Source organism: Arthrobacter pullicola (assembly GCF_014836875.1).
Lineage (GTDB): Bacteria > Actinomycetota > Actinomycetes > Actinomycetales > Micrococcaceae > Arthrobacter_B > Arthrobacter_B pullicola.
The window spans coordinates 98,768-116,481 of sequence record NZ_JACSQC010000008.1; the positions used below are offsets into that span (position 1 = coordinate 98,768).

Below are 17,714 nucleotides of genomic sequence, written 5' to 3' on the forward strand. Positions count from 1 at the left end.
GCCGGCACCGGGCAGCCGCAGCCGGCCGCGCGGTCCGGCGGGTCCCGCCGGGAATAGGTCAGCCCCCGCGCGGGTTGTCCGCAATAATAGATGCATAAGCATACGACGACGGGCGGGTGGAGTGAGTGGCACAGCACATTGAACTTGGACTGGATACCTTTGGGGACGTGACCTATGACGCTGCGGGAGACAAGCTTCCGATGGCGCAGGTAATCCGCAACGTTGTGGCCGAGGCCGTCCTGGCCGATTCGGTTGGACTCGATTTCATCGGCATCGGCGAACACCACCGTGACGATTTCGCTGTCTCCTCGCCGGAGACGGTACTGGCAGCGATCGCCGGGCAGACCAGCCGCATCCGACTCGGCTCCGCCGTCACGGTGCTTTCCTCCGACGATCCGATTCGCGTCTTTGAGCGGTTCGCCACCCTCGATGCCGTGTCGAACGGCCGGGCCGAGGTCATCCTCGGCCGCGGCTCCTTCACCGAATCCTTCCCGCTGTTCGGCTTCGAACTGGCGGACTACGAGGTCCTGTTCGAGGAAAAGCTGGAACTATTCACCCGGCTGCTCCGCGAGGAACCGGTGACCTGGCAGGGTTCCACCCGGCCCCCGCTCCAGAACCAGCTGGTCTACCCGCCCACGGAGAGCGGGTCCATCCCCACGTGGATCGCCGTCGGGGGTACGCCGCAGTCCGTTGTCCGGGCAGCGCATTACGGGCTGCCCCTGATGCTGGCCATCATCGGCGGCGAACCGGCCCGTTTCACGCCGTTTGTGTCCCTTTACAAACGGGCACTGAAGGAGTTCGGCAAGCCCGCGCTGCCCATCGGGGCGCACTCCCCCGGCTATCTCGCCGAGACTGATGAGCAGGCTCTGGAAGAAGCCTGGCCGCACTACGAACGGATGCAGAACCGGATCGGCCGCGAGCGCGGCTGGCCTCCGGCGACGCGCCGGGACTACGAGGCCATGGCTGGTCCCGACGGAGCCCTGTTCATCGGGTCCCCGCAAACCGTGGCCGCCAAGATCGTGCGCACGGCCCGGACCCTGGAGCTGTCCCGGTTCGACCTCAAATACAGCCTGGGCACCCTGCCGCACGAGAAGCTGATGACGGCAATCGAGCTCTACGGCACTGAAGTCGCTCCGCGGGTCCGCGAAGCACTGGCGGCCTAGGCTGCAGCGGGGAGGAACCACCGGGTGCGTGGTTCCTCCACCGCCATCGCCGCCGCACGCCGGATGTTGGTCCTGTCCTCACCGGTCAGGCGCTGGTGTTCCTGCCGCATGTATTCCCGCCAGGTGGGGACGTCGTAAATCTCCCGGAACTCCCGGGAGTCAGTCACCGAATGCACCAGTTCCCACATGGTGGCCCCGGTCCGCATCCGGGAGAGCCGGACTTCGTGCATGGCCTCCACGAAATCCGGTATTTTGTCGGGTTCGAGTTCGTAAGCCACCAGGATCGTCACCGGACCGTCGTTTGGTTTTGGTTCGGTTTCCACTTCCAGCCCCAGCTCCGGATCCGGAACGCTGCGGTCCAGTTTCCCGGTGCGCGGCAGCAGGGGAAGCACCAGGACGCTGAGGCCCACCAGCACCAGCACGACGGCGGAGGCCTCCAGCACGGGAGCGTACCCGTAGGCGGTGGCCAAGGAGCCCCAGAGCAGGGAAGCCATCGCCTGGGTTCCTGTGAAAACCATTAGGTAAATGGCAAGTCCCCGGGCCCGGACCCACTCAGGAAGGGTCAGCTGCATGGCACTGTTCAATGTCGAGAAAGTGTTGATCCAGGCTGCGCCGGAAAGGACCAGCAGGATGGCCAGCGGCAGCACCGGCAGGTACCCGGCGGCGAAGACACCGGCCGCGAAGACCCCTGCGGACAGGCCAAGCAGGGCGTTGTCGTGCAGGATTGCCCGGGTCCGCGAGAGCAGGACGACGCCGAGGATTGCGCCGATGCCCAGGGCGGCCAGGAGCAGTCCGTAACCGCTTGACCCCAGCTGCAGGTGCCCGTTGACGGCCACCGGAAGCAGTGCATAGAGGGCACTGGCCGGAACCATAAAGAACACGCAGCGCAGCAGGATCCGGCGGATCCTAGGTGCTGCCCGGATGTACCGGATGCCGGCTGCCAGCGCTTCGCCGATCTGTTCGCGGTCTTCCGGATCATCCGGCGCGTTGCGCCAGATGAAAACGGCAAGTGCTGTCCCCAGGAAGGATGCCGCGTTGATCCCGAACACGAAGGCCGGACCGGCCAGGGAAACCAGCAGGCCGCCCACCGCGGGACCAATGGCGCGGGCGGCGTTTCCTGCCACCGAGCCAAGCGCGGAAGCCGACCGAATCTGGGTCCTGGGAACCAGGGCCGGGGTGACGGCCTGCCAGGCCGGGGCACTCAGGGCCACACCGCAGCCAATCAGGAACGTGTAGAGCAGCAGCGAGTCCGGAGTGAGGAGGCCAAGGGCGGCTATGACGGTCAGGAGGATCGCGGCCCCGGCCGCGAAGAGGTTGCTCCCCAGGATCAGCCGGCGGCGGTTGAACGCATCGGCCAGGACGCCGGCGATCAGTCCCAGCAGTAGCGTAGGCACCAGCGACGCCGTCTGCACCAGGGAAACCAGGGCCGGGTTGGCGCCGGTTTCCACCAGATACCACTGTGCCCCAACTGTCTGCATCCAGGCACCAATGTTGGACCCGAGCTGGGCCAGCCAGAGGATGAAGAACATCCGGTTCCGCAGGGGCGCCCAGGGAGATTCCATTGGATCCCTCCGTCAGCGGCTGCGCTCCGCCGCCCGGTCTTTGCCGGAAGAACGGTCAGCCGCTCCCTGCAGGTTAAGTCCGTGCGGCTGCCGGCGTCCATAGCCTGTCCATCTCCCACCCCGGACCCGGCGAATCAGGGGAGCTTGGGAAAGTCCTTCCAGAGGCGGCGGAACTGTTTCTCCGCGGCGTCCGCCCTGCCTTCCTCAATAGCGTGCAGCCGGCCGTACGTGAAGCCGTCTTCTCCGGAACCGGCGGTGCTGCCCAACCGGCGCAGCAGCGCGCGGGCCACCACACTGTCCTGGTGCTCGCCGAGGATTTTCTGCAGCGCTTCGGCTGCATCCACCATTGCCTCCGCGGCTTGTCCTCCCGCGGGCCTCCAGGTCTCGGCCGCATAGCGCAGCCGCTTCGCGTCCTTCCGTGCTTCGTGCAGGATCTCCGCGCGCGCTTCCCGATCGTGTTCCCGCCGGGCCTGGCGGACCCGTGAGCGCAGGCGCGCCCGGTCTTTGCGGATCATCCGGCCGGCGGTGGACCGGTCCTGGCCTGCTTCCGTCCAGCCCGGGTCCGCGGCCAGAGCCTGGAGCCCTTCCACCGCGCGGTGGTAGCGCTCCCCTGCCAGTTCTTTGCTGATGGTGCGCAGCGCTGCGTTGTAGTCAGCCAGCAGTACTTCATCGATCCGCGCCGAAACAGAACCCAGGACCAGCTCGGGTGGTTGGGAAGCCACCAGGTCCTGCAGCCTGTGACGCATAACCTGGGCATCGCGGGCGGCCCCCAGCACCTGTGCCAGCCACTTGAGTTCAGAGCGGAGGAACCGGGCAGGCTCAGGGGAAAGCAGCCTGCGGTAACTGGCCAGGGCTGAGCGCAGCCTGCGGGTGCTGACCCGCATTTTGTGGATTGCGTCAGCTTCCCCGGCCTGGACCCGCTCCTGTTCCCTGAGCAGTTCTTTCAGCTGTTCCTGCAGGTAGTCCAGCAGCAGCTTCCGGGCCGGAACCTCCCCGCCTGGACGGGTTCCCGGGCCGCCCTGCCGGGGAACGGCAGGTGCTGGATCGTCCCGCCGCTGCGCACCCGCGGCGGGAAGGTCTGGGGAAGCCATGGCTCAGTATAGGTCGGTGGGATACCGGGCTGGCAGTCCCCGCCGCTCCGGCCAGTTCCCAAGCAGCCTGCAGGTGCATCCCGCGGCCAACTCTGTACCCGGCGGAGCCGTCCCCGTAGCATCGGCAGTACCGATGCAGGCGCCGGTGCTCCTGCTGTCCAAGGCTTCCTGGAGGCAAGGTCCATGAACTCCATGCGCTACGTCAAACTCGGCCATTCCGGAGCAACCATCTCCGCCGTCGGCCTGGGGTGCCTCGGCTTTGGCGATCCGCACCGCGGTCCCCATGGCTGGACGCTCAGGGAGGAAGAGGCACGGCTGCTTATCCGCCGGGCTGTGGAACTTGGCATCAATTTCTTCGACACCGCCAATGTCTACTCGACCGGGGACAGCGAACGGATCCTGGGTCAGGCACTGGGTGAATATGCCCGCCGTGAGGAACTGGTGATTGCTTCGAAGGTGCACGGGGAGATGGGTCCCGGGCCCAACGGGTGGGGGCTGTCCCGCAAACACATCCTGTGGCAGGCGGAGGAAAGCCTGCGGCGGCTTGGCACCGACTACATCGACCTGTACCAGGTGCACCGCTGGGACGCGTCCACCCCTCTGGAGGAAACCCTCGCAGCCCTCGACCAGCTGGTCCGGGACGGAAAGGTCCGTTACCTTGGCGCTTCCAGCATGTACTCCTGGCAGTTCGCCCGCGCCCTCTGCCTCCAGCGCGAACACGGCTGGGCGCCGTTTATCACCATGCAGGACCATTACAACCTGATTTACCGCGAGGAGGAGCGGGAGATGTATCCGCTGTGCCTGGACCAGGGCATCGGCGTCCTCGCGTACTCACCGCTGGCCCGGGGACGGCTGGCACGGGGCTGGGATGAGGTGAGCCGCCGGCGGGTGCAGGACACGCTGGGCGATGCCCTGTACGGGATGCAGGAGGCGGCCGACCGCCAAGTGTCCGAAGCCATCGGCCAGGTTGCCGAGGGTCACGGTGTGTCGCGGGCGCGGGTGGGCCTCGCCTGGGTGCTGGCGCATCCGGTGGTTTCGGCGCCGCTCATCGGAGCCACCAGCGTGAGTCAGCTGGAGGACGACGTCGGCGCCCTTGACCTGGAGCTCACCGCGGAGAATCTGGAGCTGCTGGAGGAGCACTACGTGCCGCACGGCGTCGTCGGCTTCTAGCCCGGTGCCGGATCTCAGGAGAGCTAGCCCTTGACTGCGCCCGCGACCAGGCCGGAGGCAATGTAGCGCTGCAGGAAGAGGAACAGCGCCATCACCGGCAGCGCCGCCAGCACAGCGCCGGCTGAGAAGACGCCCCAGGTCCGGGACTGGTTGTCCCCCACGAAGGAATAGAGCCCTACGGCGAGGGTCTGGGAGTCCGGATCGTTCAGCACGATCGAGGCGATCATAAACTCCCCCGTGGTGGTGATGAAGGTCAGCAGGCCGACGATGGCCAGGATCGGGGTGACCAGGCGCAGGATGATCGTGAAGAAGATCTGGAAGTGCCCGGCACCGTCGATGCGGGCGGCTTCGTCCAGGGTTTTCGGCACGGTGTTGAAGAAGCCGTACATCAGGTAGGTGTTCACGCCGAGTGCGCCGCCGAGGTACACCATGATCAGGCCCAGCTGGCTGCCCAGTCCCAGCCAGGGCACGACGTCGGAAATCTCGGAGAGCAGCAGGAAGATGGCCACGACGCCCAGCATCTGCGGGAACATCTGCAGCAGGAGCAGACTCAGCAGTCCAACGCGGCGGCCGGTGAAACGCATCCGGGAGAAGCTGTACGCGGCCAGGGCGCCGAGGAACACCGTCGCCGCGCTGGTGACCAGGCCGATGACCACTGTGTTGAGGAACCAGCGGCCGAAGGGCTTCTGTGGATCGGTGAAGAGTGCCTGGAAGTTCTCGAAGCCAATATCGCGGAACAATCCGCTGGAGGCGACCAGGGTGCCGGTCGGACTCAGTGCGGCCGACAAGACATAAGCCAACGGGAGCAGCGCGAATGCCGTCATGACCAGGCCCACCAGATGCCGCCAGCCGGTGTCCCGGAACCAGGCACCGAAACGGCGCCGCGAGGGGCGGACGGCCGGTCCGGGACCTGGCTCGGGTGAAGTGGAACGGGGCGGAACTGCGGTGGAGGTACTCATGAATTCACTTCTTCCAGCGACTTGGTCTGCCTGAAGCTGACGGCGGAAATGACTGCCACGATGATGAAGATCAGGATGGCCAGGGCGCTGGCGAGGCCATAGTCACGGCCGGTTCCCTGCCCGAAGGCCACCTTGTAGACCACTGTGATCAGCAGGTCGGTGGCCCCGATGTCCTGGCTGGTGCCGGGGAAGCGCGGACCGCCGCCGGTGAGCATGAAGATCACATTGAAGTTGTTGAAATTGAACGCGAACGTGGAAATCAGCAGGGGTGCCGTGGAGACCAGCAGCAGCGGAAGCTTGATCGAGCGGAAGATCCGCCACGCCGTGGCTCCGTCCATCCTGGCGGCCTCGTTGACCTCCTCCGGCAGCGACTGCAGCGCCCCGGTGCAGACCAGGAACATGTACGGGAACCCGAGCCACGTATTGACCAGCAGCACGCTCACCTTGGCCAGCCACGGGTCGTTCAGCCAGGGAATGGACGCACCGCCCAGCAGGGAGTTATTGATGAACCCGAACTCCTGGTTCAGCATGCCGGACCAGACCAGGCCTGCCAGGAAGGCCGGGAAGGCATAGGGCATGATCATGAGGATCCGGTAGGTCCGCTTGCCCTTGAGGGTCGGGTGGTTGAACGTAATGGCCAGGAACAGGCCCAGTCCGAAGCAGAGCGCCACCGAGGCGACGGCGAAGGTGAAGGTCCAGCCGATCACGCTGAGCAGCGGTCCGCGCAGTTCAGGGTCGGTGACGGCGCGCTGGAAGTTCTCGAAGCCGACGTCGATCTTCCAGCCCGTGGCCAGGGCTTCTCCGCTGTCGGAGACGAAGGTGCCCTCCCCGCTGTCACGGTAGACCGCACCTGTCTCGGTGTTGGTAAAGGTATCCGCGGCTTCGTCATAGACCAGCACCGGTTTGTAGACGTACGCGTTGGACCCGTCGGCGGTCTTGAGCGTGCCGTCGTCGAGGTCCTCGGAGAAGGGAACAGTGAGCTCCAGGATCTCCGACTGGCGGTTGAGGAGGTCATTGAAGGCGAGAGTTTCGTAGCCCTCGACGCCGGCCGCCTTGCCGGTGCTGCCCAGCTGCGCGTCCTGGACTTCTTCGAGGGGCTGTTCGGCGCCGCCGAGCTGGACCCGCCCGTCCGGGTCGGTCACCAGCAGGAAGAGCTCGTTCCCCTTCTCCAGCACGGACACCTGGTAGGCCGCCGAATCCGGCACCCGCTGCTGGGCTGTCAGCGAGATGGCGGCGACGGCGTCGTCCTTGGTGCTGTTGTGGCCGTCCCCGTAGTTGGTGAAGGCGACGTATCCGCTGTACACCACCACGAAGACCTGGAAGATCAGCAGGAACAGCACCCCGGGAGCCAGGTACTTGGCCGGAAGGCCGCCGCGGCGCAGGTAGATCCAGTTGATTGCCAGCGTCACGGCTGCGGCGACAGCCAGGACAATCCATTCCTCCGCCAGGAACAGGACAATCAGGACGTAGACCGCAAACGCGTCCACGAGCCCGAGCAGCAGGATCTTGGCCAGCGTGCCGGCCAGCGAGTCCGGGCCGCGCTTCGGCTTGCGGACGGGTGCGGGTTCGGTGGGGCGGACAGCGGTGTCCAGGGATACGACCATGGGGTTCTCCTCCAGCAGGGTCCGGGCGGGATGACCCGCCCGGTCCCTGCTGATGCCTGCGGCGTGTTGTGCGCCGCTACTTGCTGATCTTGGACTGGATGTTGGAGACCATGGCGGCCCACGCTGCAGCGGGATCGCCCTCGCCCTTGATCAGGGCAAGTTCCGTACCGCCCCAGTCAGCCCAGACAGCTTCCATTTCCGGAATGGCGGGCATCGGCACGCCTTCGGCGCCAATCGCGCCGAAGGCGGCCACGATCGGATCCGAGGCTGCCTTGTCGAACGAGGCGGTCAGCGCCGGCGGACGTCCGCCGGCTTCGAACATCGCGTCCTGCACGGCCTCGGTGGTGAGGTAGTTCAGTGCGAACTCGTTCGCGGCCAGGGCATTCTGGCTCTTGGAGCTGATGAAGAAGCCGTTGACGCCGACGAATGGCTGAGCAGGCAGGTCTCCGGCAGTGGGCAGCGGATCCACCGCGAGGTTAATGCCCGCGGCTTCGGCGTCCGGGACGTTCCACGGCCCGGTGAGGAAGTACGGCGAGGCGCCGGCGTTGAACTTCTCCTTGGCGATGTCCGGGGTGATGTTGGAGTTCAGGATGCCTTCTCCTGCTTCGCCCCAGGCAAGCAGCTTTGCTGCGAACTCGGCACCGCCGGGGTTGCCCAGCTCCAGCTTGGATGCGTCGTAGCTGCCGGTCTCATCGGTGCCGAAGACCGGGGCTCCCATCGATGTCTGCAGCGGGTAGAGATGGTATGGATCGCCCTGCTTGGGATCGAGCCCCACAAGGAAGGGGAATTCGGCGCCCGCCGCCACGGCTGCCTTGCCGTTGGCGATGACCTCGTCCATGGTCGCGGCCGGAACAGGTGCCAGGTCGGTGTTGCGCAGCAGGCCTATGTTCTCGATGGAGTACGGCACGCCGTAGGTATTGCCCTCATAGGTCATGGCCTGCACGGCGGCCTCCTGGAACTGTCCGGCTTTATCGCCCAGTTCGACGGGTGCGACCACGCCGTTCTGGACGAACTTGCCCAGCCAGTCGTGCGGGCCGACGATCAGGTCCGGGCCCTTGCCACTGGGAACCTGGGTGATGAAGTCGTCGGATACCTGCTGGAAGTCCTTGGTGACCAGTTTGACTTCGATGCCGGTGTCTTCCTTGAACTTGGCAGCGACGTCGGTCAGTGCGGGTGAGCGTTCGGCATCTACCCACATGGTCAGGGTGGTGGCTCCGCTGGAGGCCTGGTCGCTGGGTTCCGCGGACTCACCGGCGTCGGAACCGCCGCAGGCGCTGAGGACCAGGGCTGCGGCGACCGACGCGGCACCGAGAGTAAAGGTACGCCGGCCAAACGCCGGCGTACCCGTTGTGCGCACCTTCATTGGTGTACCTCTTCTGTGGTTTAGGTCTGGGATGAAAGCCCTTGCGGGCCGGGGAAATGCTGTTTGCCTGCCCGGGGACCGGACGTCGGCATGGGAGAAAGTGTAAGCGCGTGCACACTGTGCGTCTAGTCACAGCCCAAATCGATGTTGATGAACCGCTTGCCAGGCGACTCTCGAAGCAACTTTGCAGACAGGAACGGAAATGCCGAGTCCCGACACACCACAAAACTCTGCGCAAGCGTTTGCATTTTGGCTCGCGGTGTCCCTTAGGATGCAAGGCATGCTTAGCTCCGTCGCTGCCCCGTCCGCACTGCTGCCGGGAGCCTCCCCTGTTCCCGTCCATGAGGCTTCCGCTGAACGTGACCGCCAATGGTGGCGTTCCTCGGTGATATACCAGATCTACCCCCGTTCCTTCCGCGATCTGCACGGCGACGGCATCGGCGACCTGCCCGGCATCACCGCCGAAATCCCCGCCCTCGCCGAACTGGACATCGACGCGATCTGGCTTTCCCCCTTCTACAAATCCCCGCAGAAAGACGCCGGCTACGACGTTGCCGACTACTGCTCCGTAGACCCCATCTTCGGCACCCTCGAAGACTTCGACGCCCTGGTCGCCACCGCCAAGAAACACGGGATCCGCGTGATCGTTGACCTGGTCCCCAACCACTGCTCCGACCAGCACGCCCTCTTCCAGGCCGCCCTCGCCGCACCGGAGAACTCCCCCGCCCGGGACATGTTCATCTTCCGCGACGGCACCGGCGAAAACGGCGAAAACCCGCCGAACAACTGGCAGTCCCACTTCGGCGGCCCCGCCTGGACCCGCATCACCAACCCCGACGGCACCCCCGGCCAGTGGTACCTGCACCTCTTCGACTCCACCCAGCCCGACTTCAACTGGGACAACCCCGCCGTCCACCAGGAATTCGAACGGATCCTGCGCTTCTGGCTCGACCGCGGCGTCGGCGGCTTCCGCGTCGACGTCGCCCACGCCCTGATCAAGAAGTCCGGCCTCCCGGACTGGGGCGGCCGCGCCGACGGCGCCTCCATCGAAGGCTTCCCCGGCCACGAGGCACCCATGTTCGGCCAGGCCGGAATCCACGACATCTACCGGTCCTGGCGGAAAATCCTGGAGGACTACGACGGCGACCGCGTGCTCTGCGCCGAAGCGACCATCGACCCGCTGGACCGGCTCACCGACTGGGTCCGGTCCGACGAAATGCACCAGGCCTTCAATTTCGCCTACCTCCACCACCCCTGGGACGCCGGGGATCTGCGCAGCACCATCGAAGCCTCGCTGAAGGCATTCGATAAGGTCGGTGCCCCCACCACCTGGGTGCTCTCCAACCACGACGTCGTCCGCCACGTCTCCCGCTTCGGGCTTACCGGCGGTCATGCCCGCTCCGGCGACGGCCTCGGTCCGGAGGACAACCAGCCCGACCATGTGCTCGGCCAGGCCCGGGCCCGGGCAGCAAGCCTGCTGATGCTCGGCCTGCCCGGCGGCGTCTATCTCTATCAGGGCGAGGAACTCGGCCTGCCCGACCACACTGCACTGGACCATGGCCACCGGCAGGACCCGACGTTCCACCGGACCAACGGCGAGCGGTTGGGCCGGGACGGCTGCCGGGTGCCGCTGCCCTGGACGGCGGATGCGCCGTCGTTCGGGTTCAGCAGCACCGGAAAAGCCTGGCTCCCCCAGCCCGAAGAGTGGCGCGGACTCGCGCGCAACCTGCAGGCCCTGGAGCCGGCGTCGACCCTTAGCCTGTACCGGACGGCCCTGCGGCTGCGGCGGGAGCTCTCCCTCGGTCACGGCTCGCTCGCGTGGTGGCCGGAATACGACGCCGAAGGCGTTGTCGCCTTCCTGAACAACGGGGTGCTGGTGGTGATGAACATGGGTACCTCTTCCGTGGAACTCCCGGCCGGAGAACTGCTGGTGAGCAGCGCGCCGGAAGCAGGCAGGGATGGTTTCCTGGCTCCGGACACCGCCGTGTGGCTTCGGTTAGCCTGAACAGCGTGGAACGGAACGCCCGCGGGGCAGGTATCAAGGAAGTGGCTGCCCTGGCAGGGGTCTCGGCGGCGACTGTTTCGCGGGCGCTCAGCGGAAACGGGAGGGTTTCGGAGGCCACGCGCCGCAAGGTCCAGGAAGCGGCAGACGAGCTTGGATTTGTCATTTCCTATAACGCCTCGTCCCTCGCGTCAGGGCGCAGCCGGAACATCGGCATTGTCATCCCCACGGTCGGGCGCTGGTATTTCTCGCAGGTCCTTGAAGGAGCAGCATCAGCGCTGATCGAGGCCGGCTATGACCTCACGCTCTACAACACCAGTGACGGACCTGGTCACCGTGAGAGCGTCCTGAAGGAGATGCTGCGCCGCAAACGGCTCGATGCCGTCATTACGGTGGCCCTGCGCCTGACCGATGAGGAACTTGGGCAGCTGCGGGAGGTCGGCAAACCAATCGTGGCCATCGGCGGGCCGCTGCCAGAGACACCAACCATCCGTGTCGATGAATTCAGCATCTCGGCGCTGGCGACACGGCACCTCATTTCCCTCGGCCACACCCGGATCGCGCACATTGGCGGCGGTGAAGAACTCGAACGCGACTTCGGGCTGGGCAGCACCAGGCAGGACGGCTATCTGCAGGCCATGTCCGAAGCCGGGCTGGCAGTGGATCCGCGCTGGCTCAGCAGTTCCGAATTCAGCGTCGCCGGAGGATTCGCCGCAGCGAAGCGCCTGCTGGCCGATCCTGCCAGCCGGATCACCGGAATCTTCTGCGCCGCAGACGAGATTGCCGTTGGCTCCATCCTGGCCGCACGCGAGCTTGGCCTTCGGGTTCCCGAAGACGTCTCGGTGATCGGCATCGACGGACATGAACTCTCCGCGGTTTTTGGGCTGACCACCATCAGCCAGGATCCGGCCGGCCAGGGCGCCGCCGCCGTCGGTGCTGTCCTGTCCCTGCTGCAGAACCACCCGGTTCCGGAGGATCTGCTGCATGGGTTCTACCCCACGGAATTCGTGGTGCGCTCCAGCACCGCGGTGCCTTCAACCCTCCGGGCCTGAAAACCACCAATCGATGTGGAAACCCGGGCCCGGCAGGCGGTATGACCGCGTAGCCCGGCCGGAGTGTCTACCCCTCCCGGCACAGAAAGACTGGCTGCGGCCCCGCCAGGACGGCAGGGCCGCAGCTAATCGTTCACATCGCGGGTTCAGTCCGCTGCGGCGCGGCCGCTACAGTCCGGAGGGAAATCCTCTCCGCCGGGCGATGAGGAGCCCCGCCCCGGCGAGCAGGACGACCGCCGCCGCGCCAAGGGCCAGGGCTCCGAGGTTCAGCCCGCCGGAGCTGTCGGCCCGCTCCTCTTCAGCCTGCAAACTGCCGGAACCGGTTTCCGTGGTGGACGGGTCCCGCGGCGCTGCGGACGGCTTCCCTGCGGGGGCCTTCTCCTCGGGTTCCCCGGCAGATTCCTCCTCGGCACCGGTTTCTTCGCCGCTGTCCCCGCCCGCCGGTGCGAAGAGGTTGGGGAGGAGCGTACCGGCAGGCCACACAGGATAGCTGCGTTGACTCGGCACCGGCTGGGGTGCGGCGGCGCCGGGCAGGATCACTCCCGCTCCCGGTCCGGTGGGACCCGGAACCGCGGGAGCAGACGGGGCCGGCGTGGGCTCCGGGTCCCGGGTGGGACTCGGATCCGGGGCCGGGGTGGTGGGCTCCGGGTTGGGTTCCGGAGTGGGAGTGGGATCCGGTTCCTGGCCGGCATCTCCCGTTCCCGTCAGCACCCGGGGAACGGAGCGGACCATGTTGCCGCTGGGGTCGGCGGCCTCAACAAACCACAAACGGTCCGCCGCGGCAGGCTCAAACTTCACCGAGTGCTGCTTGCCGGATTCGAGCTGCACTGTTTCCAGCACGGACCCGGCACCCGTGAGCGCCCAGGTTCCGGTGGAAAGGGTGGTGCTGCGCAGCAGCGACACGGCGGCTACGAACTCGTCGTCCGAAGCGTCGTAGCGGGCGGCATCCCCCCGGAAGGCAGGCTCGTCATACTTCCAGGCTTCGAAGGAATCCAGCGTCGGCGAGTACGCGTTGACGGCCATCAGCCCGGCGTCGAGGTCGAACTGCAGCAGCCGCTGGAAACCGGTGTCCCGGTCCAGCAGATCACTGCGGGTGGCGGCCGGGTCCTCGAGCAGGGTGGAGCGGTACCCCTGGTAGTCGGCCAGCATCTCCACGACCGTGCGGCCGGTGGCACCAACGTTCGAGATCGCGTAGGTCTGGTTCGCGACGTCGGTGGCATCCACCTGCCCGCCCGTCACCGGATCGGCGTAGTTGGTCACGGTTCCGTGGAAGTGGCCGCCGAGCACCAGGAACACGTTGTCATTGGGCGCGACCACCGTATTCCAGAGTTCCTCTCCGGTAGCCGTGTACCGAAGATCGATGTTGTCGCGGACAGCGCTGGTGTGGATGTAGGAGTGCGTGGCCAGGATGACGTTGTGGTCCGGGTGGGCTGCTGCCTGCTGCGCGGCCCAGGCCATCTGCTCGTCCGAGGAACGGTAGGGCAGATTGATCACCAGGAAATCCACGCCGCCGGCGGAGAAGTAATCGGTGTGGGCGGAGTTGTCTCCCGCTGCCCAGGCCTCGCCGTACCAGTCCTTACCTTCATACATGCTGACCGGGAAGTACTCGTTGTACTTGTCGTTGTTGTGCCCCCACATATTGTCGTGGTTGCCCGGCAGCACACCGTTGGGCACATTGGCATCGTTGAGCAGTCCCATGATGTCCTGGGCGGACTGGAACTCGCGGTTGGCGCGTTCGGCGGAGTTATTGCCGTTGATCCAGTTTTCGATGATGTCCCCGGTGAGCGAGTTGTACTCGATCTTGCGGGCGTCAGCATTGGCCACCACCCAGCTGGTCATCCGGCGGAAAACATCGCGGAAGCCCTCGGAGTAGAACTGGGTGTCGGTCATGTGGTTCACGGCAAAGTCGTACTGGCTCGGGTCGGCGAAGGCCTGGTCGGTGACCCCGCCTTCCTCGAGGAGGCCGCCGGTGGTCCGCGGACCGTCGATCACCAGGACGTCCGCTGTTCCACCGGCCAGGGCCGCGGCCGGCAGCGGGGCGGTCAGGGTGATGTTCCCGTCGGCGCTCGGAACGGCCGCGTCCAGGGCCTCCCATGCTGTACCCGTCCAGGCGAGCAGCTGGATTTCGTTGCGCGGCTCCGTGGTGCCGCTCCACACGAACTCCGCAGCGGCGTCGTCCACTGGGATTTCGAAGCGCTGGAACGGGAAACCCGTTGCCGTGCCGGGGGTTTCCAGTCCACGGGCGTCGGGAAGGACCTGTTCGCCTTCGATCTGGAGGGAGAGCGGAACGGGAAGGCTGCTGATGCCCGCGCGGACCACCGCTTTATCAGTGCCGAGGACCGGAGCCACCCGGGTGCTGACCTCCAGCTGGCCTCCGTCAGCATCGGAGACGCTGATTTCCGCGGCCAGGCTGTTTCCCTCACCGCCCGAAACCGCGGGAGTGCCGGGGACGGAGTTCGCGGGCAGGGAAACAGGATCCAGTTCGCCCGGCAGCGGAAGTGCGGGGTCGACGTACACGGCGTCCTGCAGGACACCCGGCGTGCGGGAAGCCATGGCGTAGTCGTTTTCGTTGTCCCCGGTGTGCCGGGCGCGGGTAACGCTCCCGCCTTCCTCAAATTTGGTGTAGTTGCGCACTTCCTCGCCCTGGCGGCACGGGGTGTAGGCATTAACGCCCAGATCGTAGACGGCGACGGCGTCGACCCGGGCGCCGTCGGGGTCGGTGAGGTACATGCCGTAGCCATCGGCCTGGTTCAAGCCGGTGGCGTAGGTTGCCTGGGCCGCTGCGCGCAGCTCCGCCGGGGCGCTGGCGGGTGCCATCAGGTAGGTCTGGCCCGGGTGCAGCACCACGTCACCGAGGTCCGCCACCTGCGCCTCAGCCCCGAGGCCCGGCTGGCCGGTGCCGTAGCAGCGGTGGGCGGAGAAACCCGAGAGGTTGACCGGAGCCGAACCATAGTTGGCAATCTCAACGAATTCGTCGTTGCTGCCTTGCGGACCTGCGGCCGTCAGTTCGCTGAACGCCACATCGGTGTACTCCGAGACCGAGGCCGTCTCCAGCACGGCACCGGGGTCGTGCGTTCCCGGGGTCCGGGCGGTGGTGACGGCAAAGTCCACGGCGTTGTTCCCGGTGTCAGAGACCCGGTGGTACACCTCGTTGTCGAAGGCATTCAGTTTCTGCTCCACCGGCGCACCCGTGGTGCAGGAACTGTTGCGGTTGTCGTAGGCACCCACACCGTCGACGATCTCGTCGTCAGCGGTCAGCAGCATAGCGCCGAAGTCCCTCCAGTGCATGCCGGTGGCGTACGTAGCGTCCGCCTGGTCCCGGTATGCGCCGGCTGCATGCGCAAAGAGGAAGCTCGCCCCGGGCTGGACAACGGACCCGGAAGCAACCGCGCCTACCTGCAGGTACTGCGTGCCGTTCTCGCCGCAGCGGAAGAGCTGGTAGCCGGACATATCCACGGGGGCGTCGCCGAGGTTGGTAACTTCGACGTATTGGTCCGAGGTGGAGGCGGAGCCGCTGTTGGTCAGCTCCGTGACGCGCAGGCCGTTGCCGGCGCTTTTAACAGTGGAGGCCGTTGCGTTCGGAGCGTCCACGGTGCGGGTGGCGATCACCCAGTCCTGCTCCAGATCGCCGGTGTTTGAAACCCGCTGATGGGACTCGTCGAGGCGGTGCTGCAGGGAACGGTGCAGCCACTTTCCGTCCAGCTCACAGTCGGTGGCGACGTCGGGATGGTAGAAACCCACAGCGTCCACCCGCTGGCCGCCGGCGTCCTCCAGGAAGGCGCCGAATCCGAAGTCATGCAGGCTGGTGCCATAGAAGGCATCGGCGGTGTACCCGGAGGTATCCCTGGCCGCGGTGAACTGGTCTCCGGGCGAGAGGACGGTGCCGTCCGGAATCACTGCCTGCGGGCCGTAGCCGCCGCCGGTCTGCCCGCAGCGGAAGATCTTCCAACCCGAGATGTCCATCGGGCCGCTGCCGTAGTTGGTGATCTCAATGAAGTTCCTGGCCGCAGCCCGGTTGGACTGGGGGTTGGCACCCGCCCCGCCGTTGGCCACCTCGCTAATCAGCACGTCCGAACCTGGCTGGACGTCGAAGCGCAGGGGCAGCGCCGCTTGGGCAGGCATCACGGCTCCGAGCCCGAGCACTGACGCCAGGAGCGCGGCACCCGCAGCGCGTGCGGCTAATCGCTGGGAGCGGTGGCGGGATGACCCTGCATCCCGGGTGCTCGCTTGTCTTTGGGGTAACACGTTGTGTGGCCTTTCACTGGAGCCCGGCGCGGCGCCTCGGCGTGCCCGGCTGGGGAGGTAGACAGGCCGAGTGTCCCCATCCCAAATGGACGCCGGGTGAACGGAGCGAAAAGTGTTACGCGCGTCTGCCCGGCTGGATAGGATGGCGGTGCCGGGCTTCCGGCAACTCAGGGGGAATGAAGGATCATCAATGCTGGTGTTTCTATGGGTGGCAGAGATCGTTATGGCACTGCTCTACTTTGGCTTGGGCGCGATGCGCCTGGTTCAGCCGTATTCGAAACTGGTCCGGGTGCTTCGCTGGCCGGCCGATTTCCCGGCCTGGGCGGTCAAGCTCATTGGCGTCGCTGAAATCCTCGGAGCGATCGGCCTGCTGCTGCCGGCCGCCACGGACATCGCACCCATTCTCACCCCCATCGCTGCGTCCGCCCTGGCAGTCATGATGGCCGGCGCCGTCGTGGTCCACATCCGCCGGGGCGAGCGCCAGCGTGTGGCCCTGCCGGCGATCCTGCTGGTGGTAAACGTCTTCGTGGCGGTCGGCCGGTTCGGCCCCTATCCGGGATGAGTACCACCGGGGCTTCCGCCGGAACCGGCCCGGCAGAGACCGTGACCGGCCTCTACGGGCTGCTGCCCGCGGAATTCACGGCAGCCCGCAACAGCGCCTCGGCTGCGGCTGCCCGCGGCGGCGATAAGGAACTGGGTCAGCGGCTCAAGGCCCTGCCCAAACCATCAGCGGCGGCCTGGCTGACGAACCTGCTGGTCCGCGAGCGCAGCCGTGCCATCACGGAGGTCCTGGGCCTCGGTGCTTCGCTTCGGGAGGCCCAGCAGGATCTGGACCGCGAGGAACTGCGAAGGCTCAATGCCGAACGGCACCGCATGCTGCGTGCCCTGGCCCGTGAGGCGCGGGAACTTGCCGACACAGCCGGCCATCCGGTCAGCACGGCCGTGGCGGCCGAGGTGGAACAGACCCTGTGGGCTGCGATGACGGACGCGGACGCCGCCGCCGCGCTGGCATCGGGGCGCCTGGTCCGCAGTCTGGAAGCCAACGGGTGGGAACCGGTGGACCTCGACGGTGCGGTGGCGGACCCGGATTCGGCCTTCCCGCTGGTCGCCGCCGGCAGCAGCGAAAAACGGGAGCCACGCCGGCAGGCGGCCCCCGCGAAAACCAAGGACAGCGAATCAATCCGGCAGCAGCAGGCCGATCAGGCCAAGGCTCTGGGGGCCGCCGAAAAGGAGCTGGCTGCGGCGCGGGACTCAGCCGGGCAGGCAGAGGCCCGGCTCACATCCATCCTGGCGGACCTGGAAGAACAAACTGCAGCCCGTGACCGGCTGACCGATGAGATAGACGAACTCAAAGAGCGGATCCGTGAACTCGAACGCGGTGTCAGCGCGGTGGACCGGCGCCGCGGCACCTTGGAACGATCCCGCGATACAGCCCGCCGCGAGGCCCGGGCGGCCCGCCGCGCAGTGGAGAAAGCCGAAACCAAACTGGACTCCCTGCGCTGA

General features: G+C 66.5%; 12 protein-coding genes. 6 read left to right on the forward strand and 6 right to left on the reverse strand.

What is annotated here, in order from left to right; genetic code table 11:
- The first annotated feature begins 125 nt into the window (after positions 1 to 125).
- Entirely contained in the window at positions 126 to 1,163 is a 1,038-nt protein-coding gene (locus H9638_RS15270; RefSeq protein WP_191748828.1) for an LLM class flavin-dependent oxidoreductase, read from the forward strand.
- Here H9638_RS15270 and H9638_RS15275 read toward each other — a convergent pair.
- Both H9638_RS15275 and H9638_RS15280 read right to left on the reverse strand, forming a co-directional pair.
- Positions 1,160 to 2,725 carry an MFS transporter gene (locus H9638_RS15275; RefSeq protein ID WP_191748830.1) on the reverse strand — a complete coding sequence of 522 codons (1,566 nt, stop codon included), beginning with the start codon at positions 2,723 to 2,725 and terminating at the stop codon, positions 1,160 to 1,162. The two genes, H9638_RS15270 and H9638_RS15275, sit on opposite strands and share 4 nt — an antisense overlap.
- Before the next feature lie 134 nt (positions 2,726 to 2,859).
- Positions 2,860 to 3,816 (reverse strand): CHAD domain-containing protein, encoded by a 957-nt coding sequence (locus tag H9638_RS15280; RefSeq protein WP_191748833.1) that lies wholly within the window; start codon positions 3,814 to 3,816, stop codon positions 2,860 to 2,862.
- A gap of 192 nt (positions 3,817 to 4,008) precedes the next feature.
- Here H9638_RS15280 and H9638_RS15285 point away from each other — a divergent pair, with 192 nt between their 5' ends.
- On the forward strand, positions 4,009 to 4,986 hold the full coding sequence (locus H9638_RS15285) for an aldo/keto reductase (RefSeq protein WP_191748945.1): 978 nt from the start codon (positions 4,009 to 4,011) through the stop codon (positions 4,984 to 4,986).
- A gap of 23 nt (positions 4,987 to 5,009) precedes the next feature.
- Here the strand turns inward: H9638_RS15285 and H9638_RS15290 are convergent, their stop codons facing one another.
- The 3 genes from H9638_RS15290 to H9638_RS15300 form a co-directional block, all read right to left on the reverse strand.
- Positions 5,010 to 5,945: a sugar ABC transporter permease gene (locus H9638_RS15290; RefSeq protein WP_191748835.1), complete on the reverse strand. Its 936-nt coding sequence runs from the start codon at positions 5,943 to 5,945 to the stop codon at positions 5,010 to 5,012.
- Positions 5,942 to 7,549 carry an ABC transporter permease subunit gene (locus H9638_RS15295; protein WP_191748837.1) on the reverse strand — a complete coding sequence of 536 codons (1,608 nt, stop codon included), beginning with the start codon at positions 7,547 to 7,549 and terminating at the stop codon, positions 5,942 to 5,944. The genes H9638_RS15290 and H9638_RS15295 overlap by 4 nt, the downstream gene beginning before the upstream one ends.
- Positions 7,550 to 7,625: 76 nt before the next feature.
- Positions 7,626 to 8,912, reverse strand: coding sequence for a sugar ABC transporter substrate-binding protein (locus H9638_RS15300; protein WP_066301830.1), 1,287 nt, complete (start codon positions 8,910 to 8,912; stop codon positions 7,626 to 7,628).
- A 280-nt stretch (positions 8,913 to 9,192) separates the two neighbouring features.
- On the opposite strand from H9638_RS15300, the gene H9638_RS15305 reads away from it, so the two are divergent.
- Together H9638_RS15305 and H9638_RS15310 are read left to right on the forward strand one after the other, a co-directional pair.
- Positions 9,193 to 10,917, forward strand: a complete 1,725-nt coding sequence (locus H9638_RS15305) for a glycoside hydrolase family 13 protein (protein WP_191748839.1) — start codon at positions 9,193 to 9,195, stop codon at positions 10,915 to 10,917.
- 5 nt (positions 10,918 to 10,922) lie between these two features.
- Positions 10,923 to 11,966: a LacI family DNA-binding transcriptional regulator gene (locus tag H9638_RS15310; protein ID WP_191748841.1), complete on the forward strand. Its 1,044-nt coding sequence runs from the start codon at positions 10,923 to 10,925 to the stop codon at positions 11,964 to 11,966.
- A 168-nt stretch (positions 11,967 to 12,134) separates the two neighbouring features.
- Here H9638_RS15310 and H9638_RS15315 read toward each other — a convergent pair whose 3' ends face one another.
- Positions 12,135 to 16,088: a lamin tail domain-containing protein gene (locus H9638_RS15315; protein WP_191748843.1), complete on the reverse strand. Its 3,954-nt coding sequence runs from the start codon at positions 16,086 to 16,088 to the stop codon at positions 12,135 to 12,137.
- A gap of 313 nt (positions 16,089 to 16,401) precedes the next feature.
- Here H9638_RS15315 and H9638_RS15320 point away from each other — a divergent pair, with 313 nt between their 5' ends.
- Together H9638_RS15320 and H9638_RS15325 are read left to right on the forward strand one after the other, a co-directional pair.
- A complete protein-coding gene (locus H9638_RS15320) occupies positions 16,402 to 16,773 on the forward strand; it encodes a DoxX family protein (protein WP_191748845.1) in 372 nt (123 codons plus the stop codon).
- Positions 16,770 to 17,714, forward strand: coding sequence for a coiled-coil domain-containing protein (locus tag H9638_RS15325; RefSeq protein WP_191748847.1), 945 nt, complete (start codon positions 16,770 to 16,772; stop codon positions 17,712 to 17,714). The genes H9638_RS15320 and H9638_RS15325 overlap by 4 nt, the downstream gene beginning before the upstream one ends.

What these genes read in the sequence shown, in the direction of transcription:
- H9638_RS15275 (WP_191748830.1), bottom strand. Translation starts at nt 2,725, where the DNA reads ATGGAATCTCCCTGGGCGCCCCTGCGGAACCGGATGTTCTTCATCCTC.
- H9638_RS15280 (WP_191748833.1), bottom strand. Translation starts at nt 3,816, where the DNA reads ATGGCTTCCCCAGACCTTCCCGCCGCGGGTGCGCAGCGGCGGGACGAT.
- H9638_RS15285 (WP_191748945.1), top strand. Translation starts at nt 4,009, where the DNA reads ATGCGCTACGTCAAACTCGGCCATTCCGGAGCAACCATCTCCGCCGTC.
- H9638_RS15290 (WP_191748835.1), bottom strand. Translation starts at nt 5,945, where the DNA reads ATGAGTACCTCCACCGCAGTTCCGCCCCGTTCCACTTCACCCGAGCCA.
- H9638_RS15295 (WP_191748837.1), bottom strand. Translation starts at nt 7,549, where the DNA reads ATGGTCGTATCCCTGGACACCGCTGTCCGCCCCACCGAACCCGCACCC.
- H9638_RS15300 (WP_066301830.1), bottom strand. Translation starts at nt 8,912, where the DNA reads ATGAAGGTGCGCACAACGGGTACGCCGGCGTTTGGCCGGCGTACCTTT.
- H9638_RS15305 (WP_191748839.1), top strand. Translation starts at nt 9,193, where the DNA reads ATGCTTAGCTCCGTCGCTGCCCCGTCCGCACTGCTGCCGGGAGCCTCC.
- H9638_RS15315 (WP_191748843.1), bottom strand. Translation starts at nt 16,088, where the DNA reads ATGCCTGCCCAAGCGGCGCTGCCCCTGCGCTTCGACGTCCAGCCAGGT.
- H9638_RS15320 (WP_191748845.1), top strand. Translation starts at nt 16,402, where the DNA reads ATGCTGGTGTTTCTATGGGTGGCAGAGATCGTTATGGCACTGCTCTAC.
- H9638_RS15325 (WP_191748847.1), top strand. Translation starts at nt 16,770, where the DNA reads ATGAGTACCACCGGGGCTTCCGCCGGAACCGGCCCGGCAGAGACCGTG.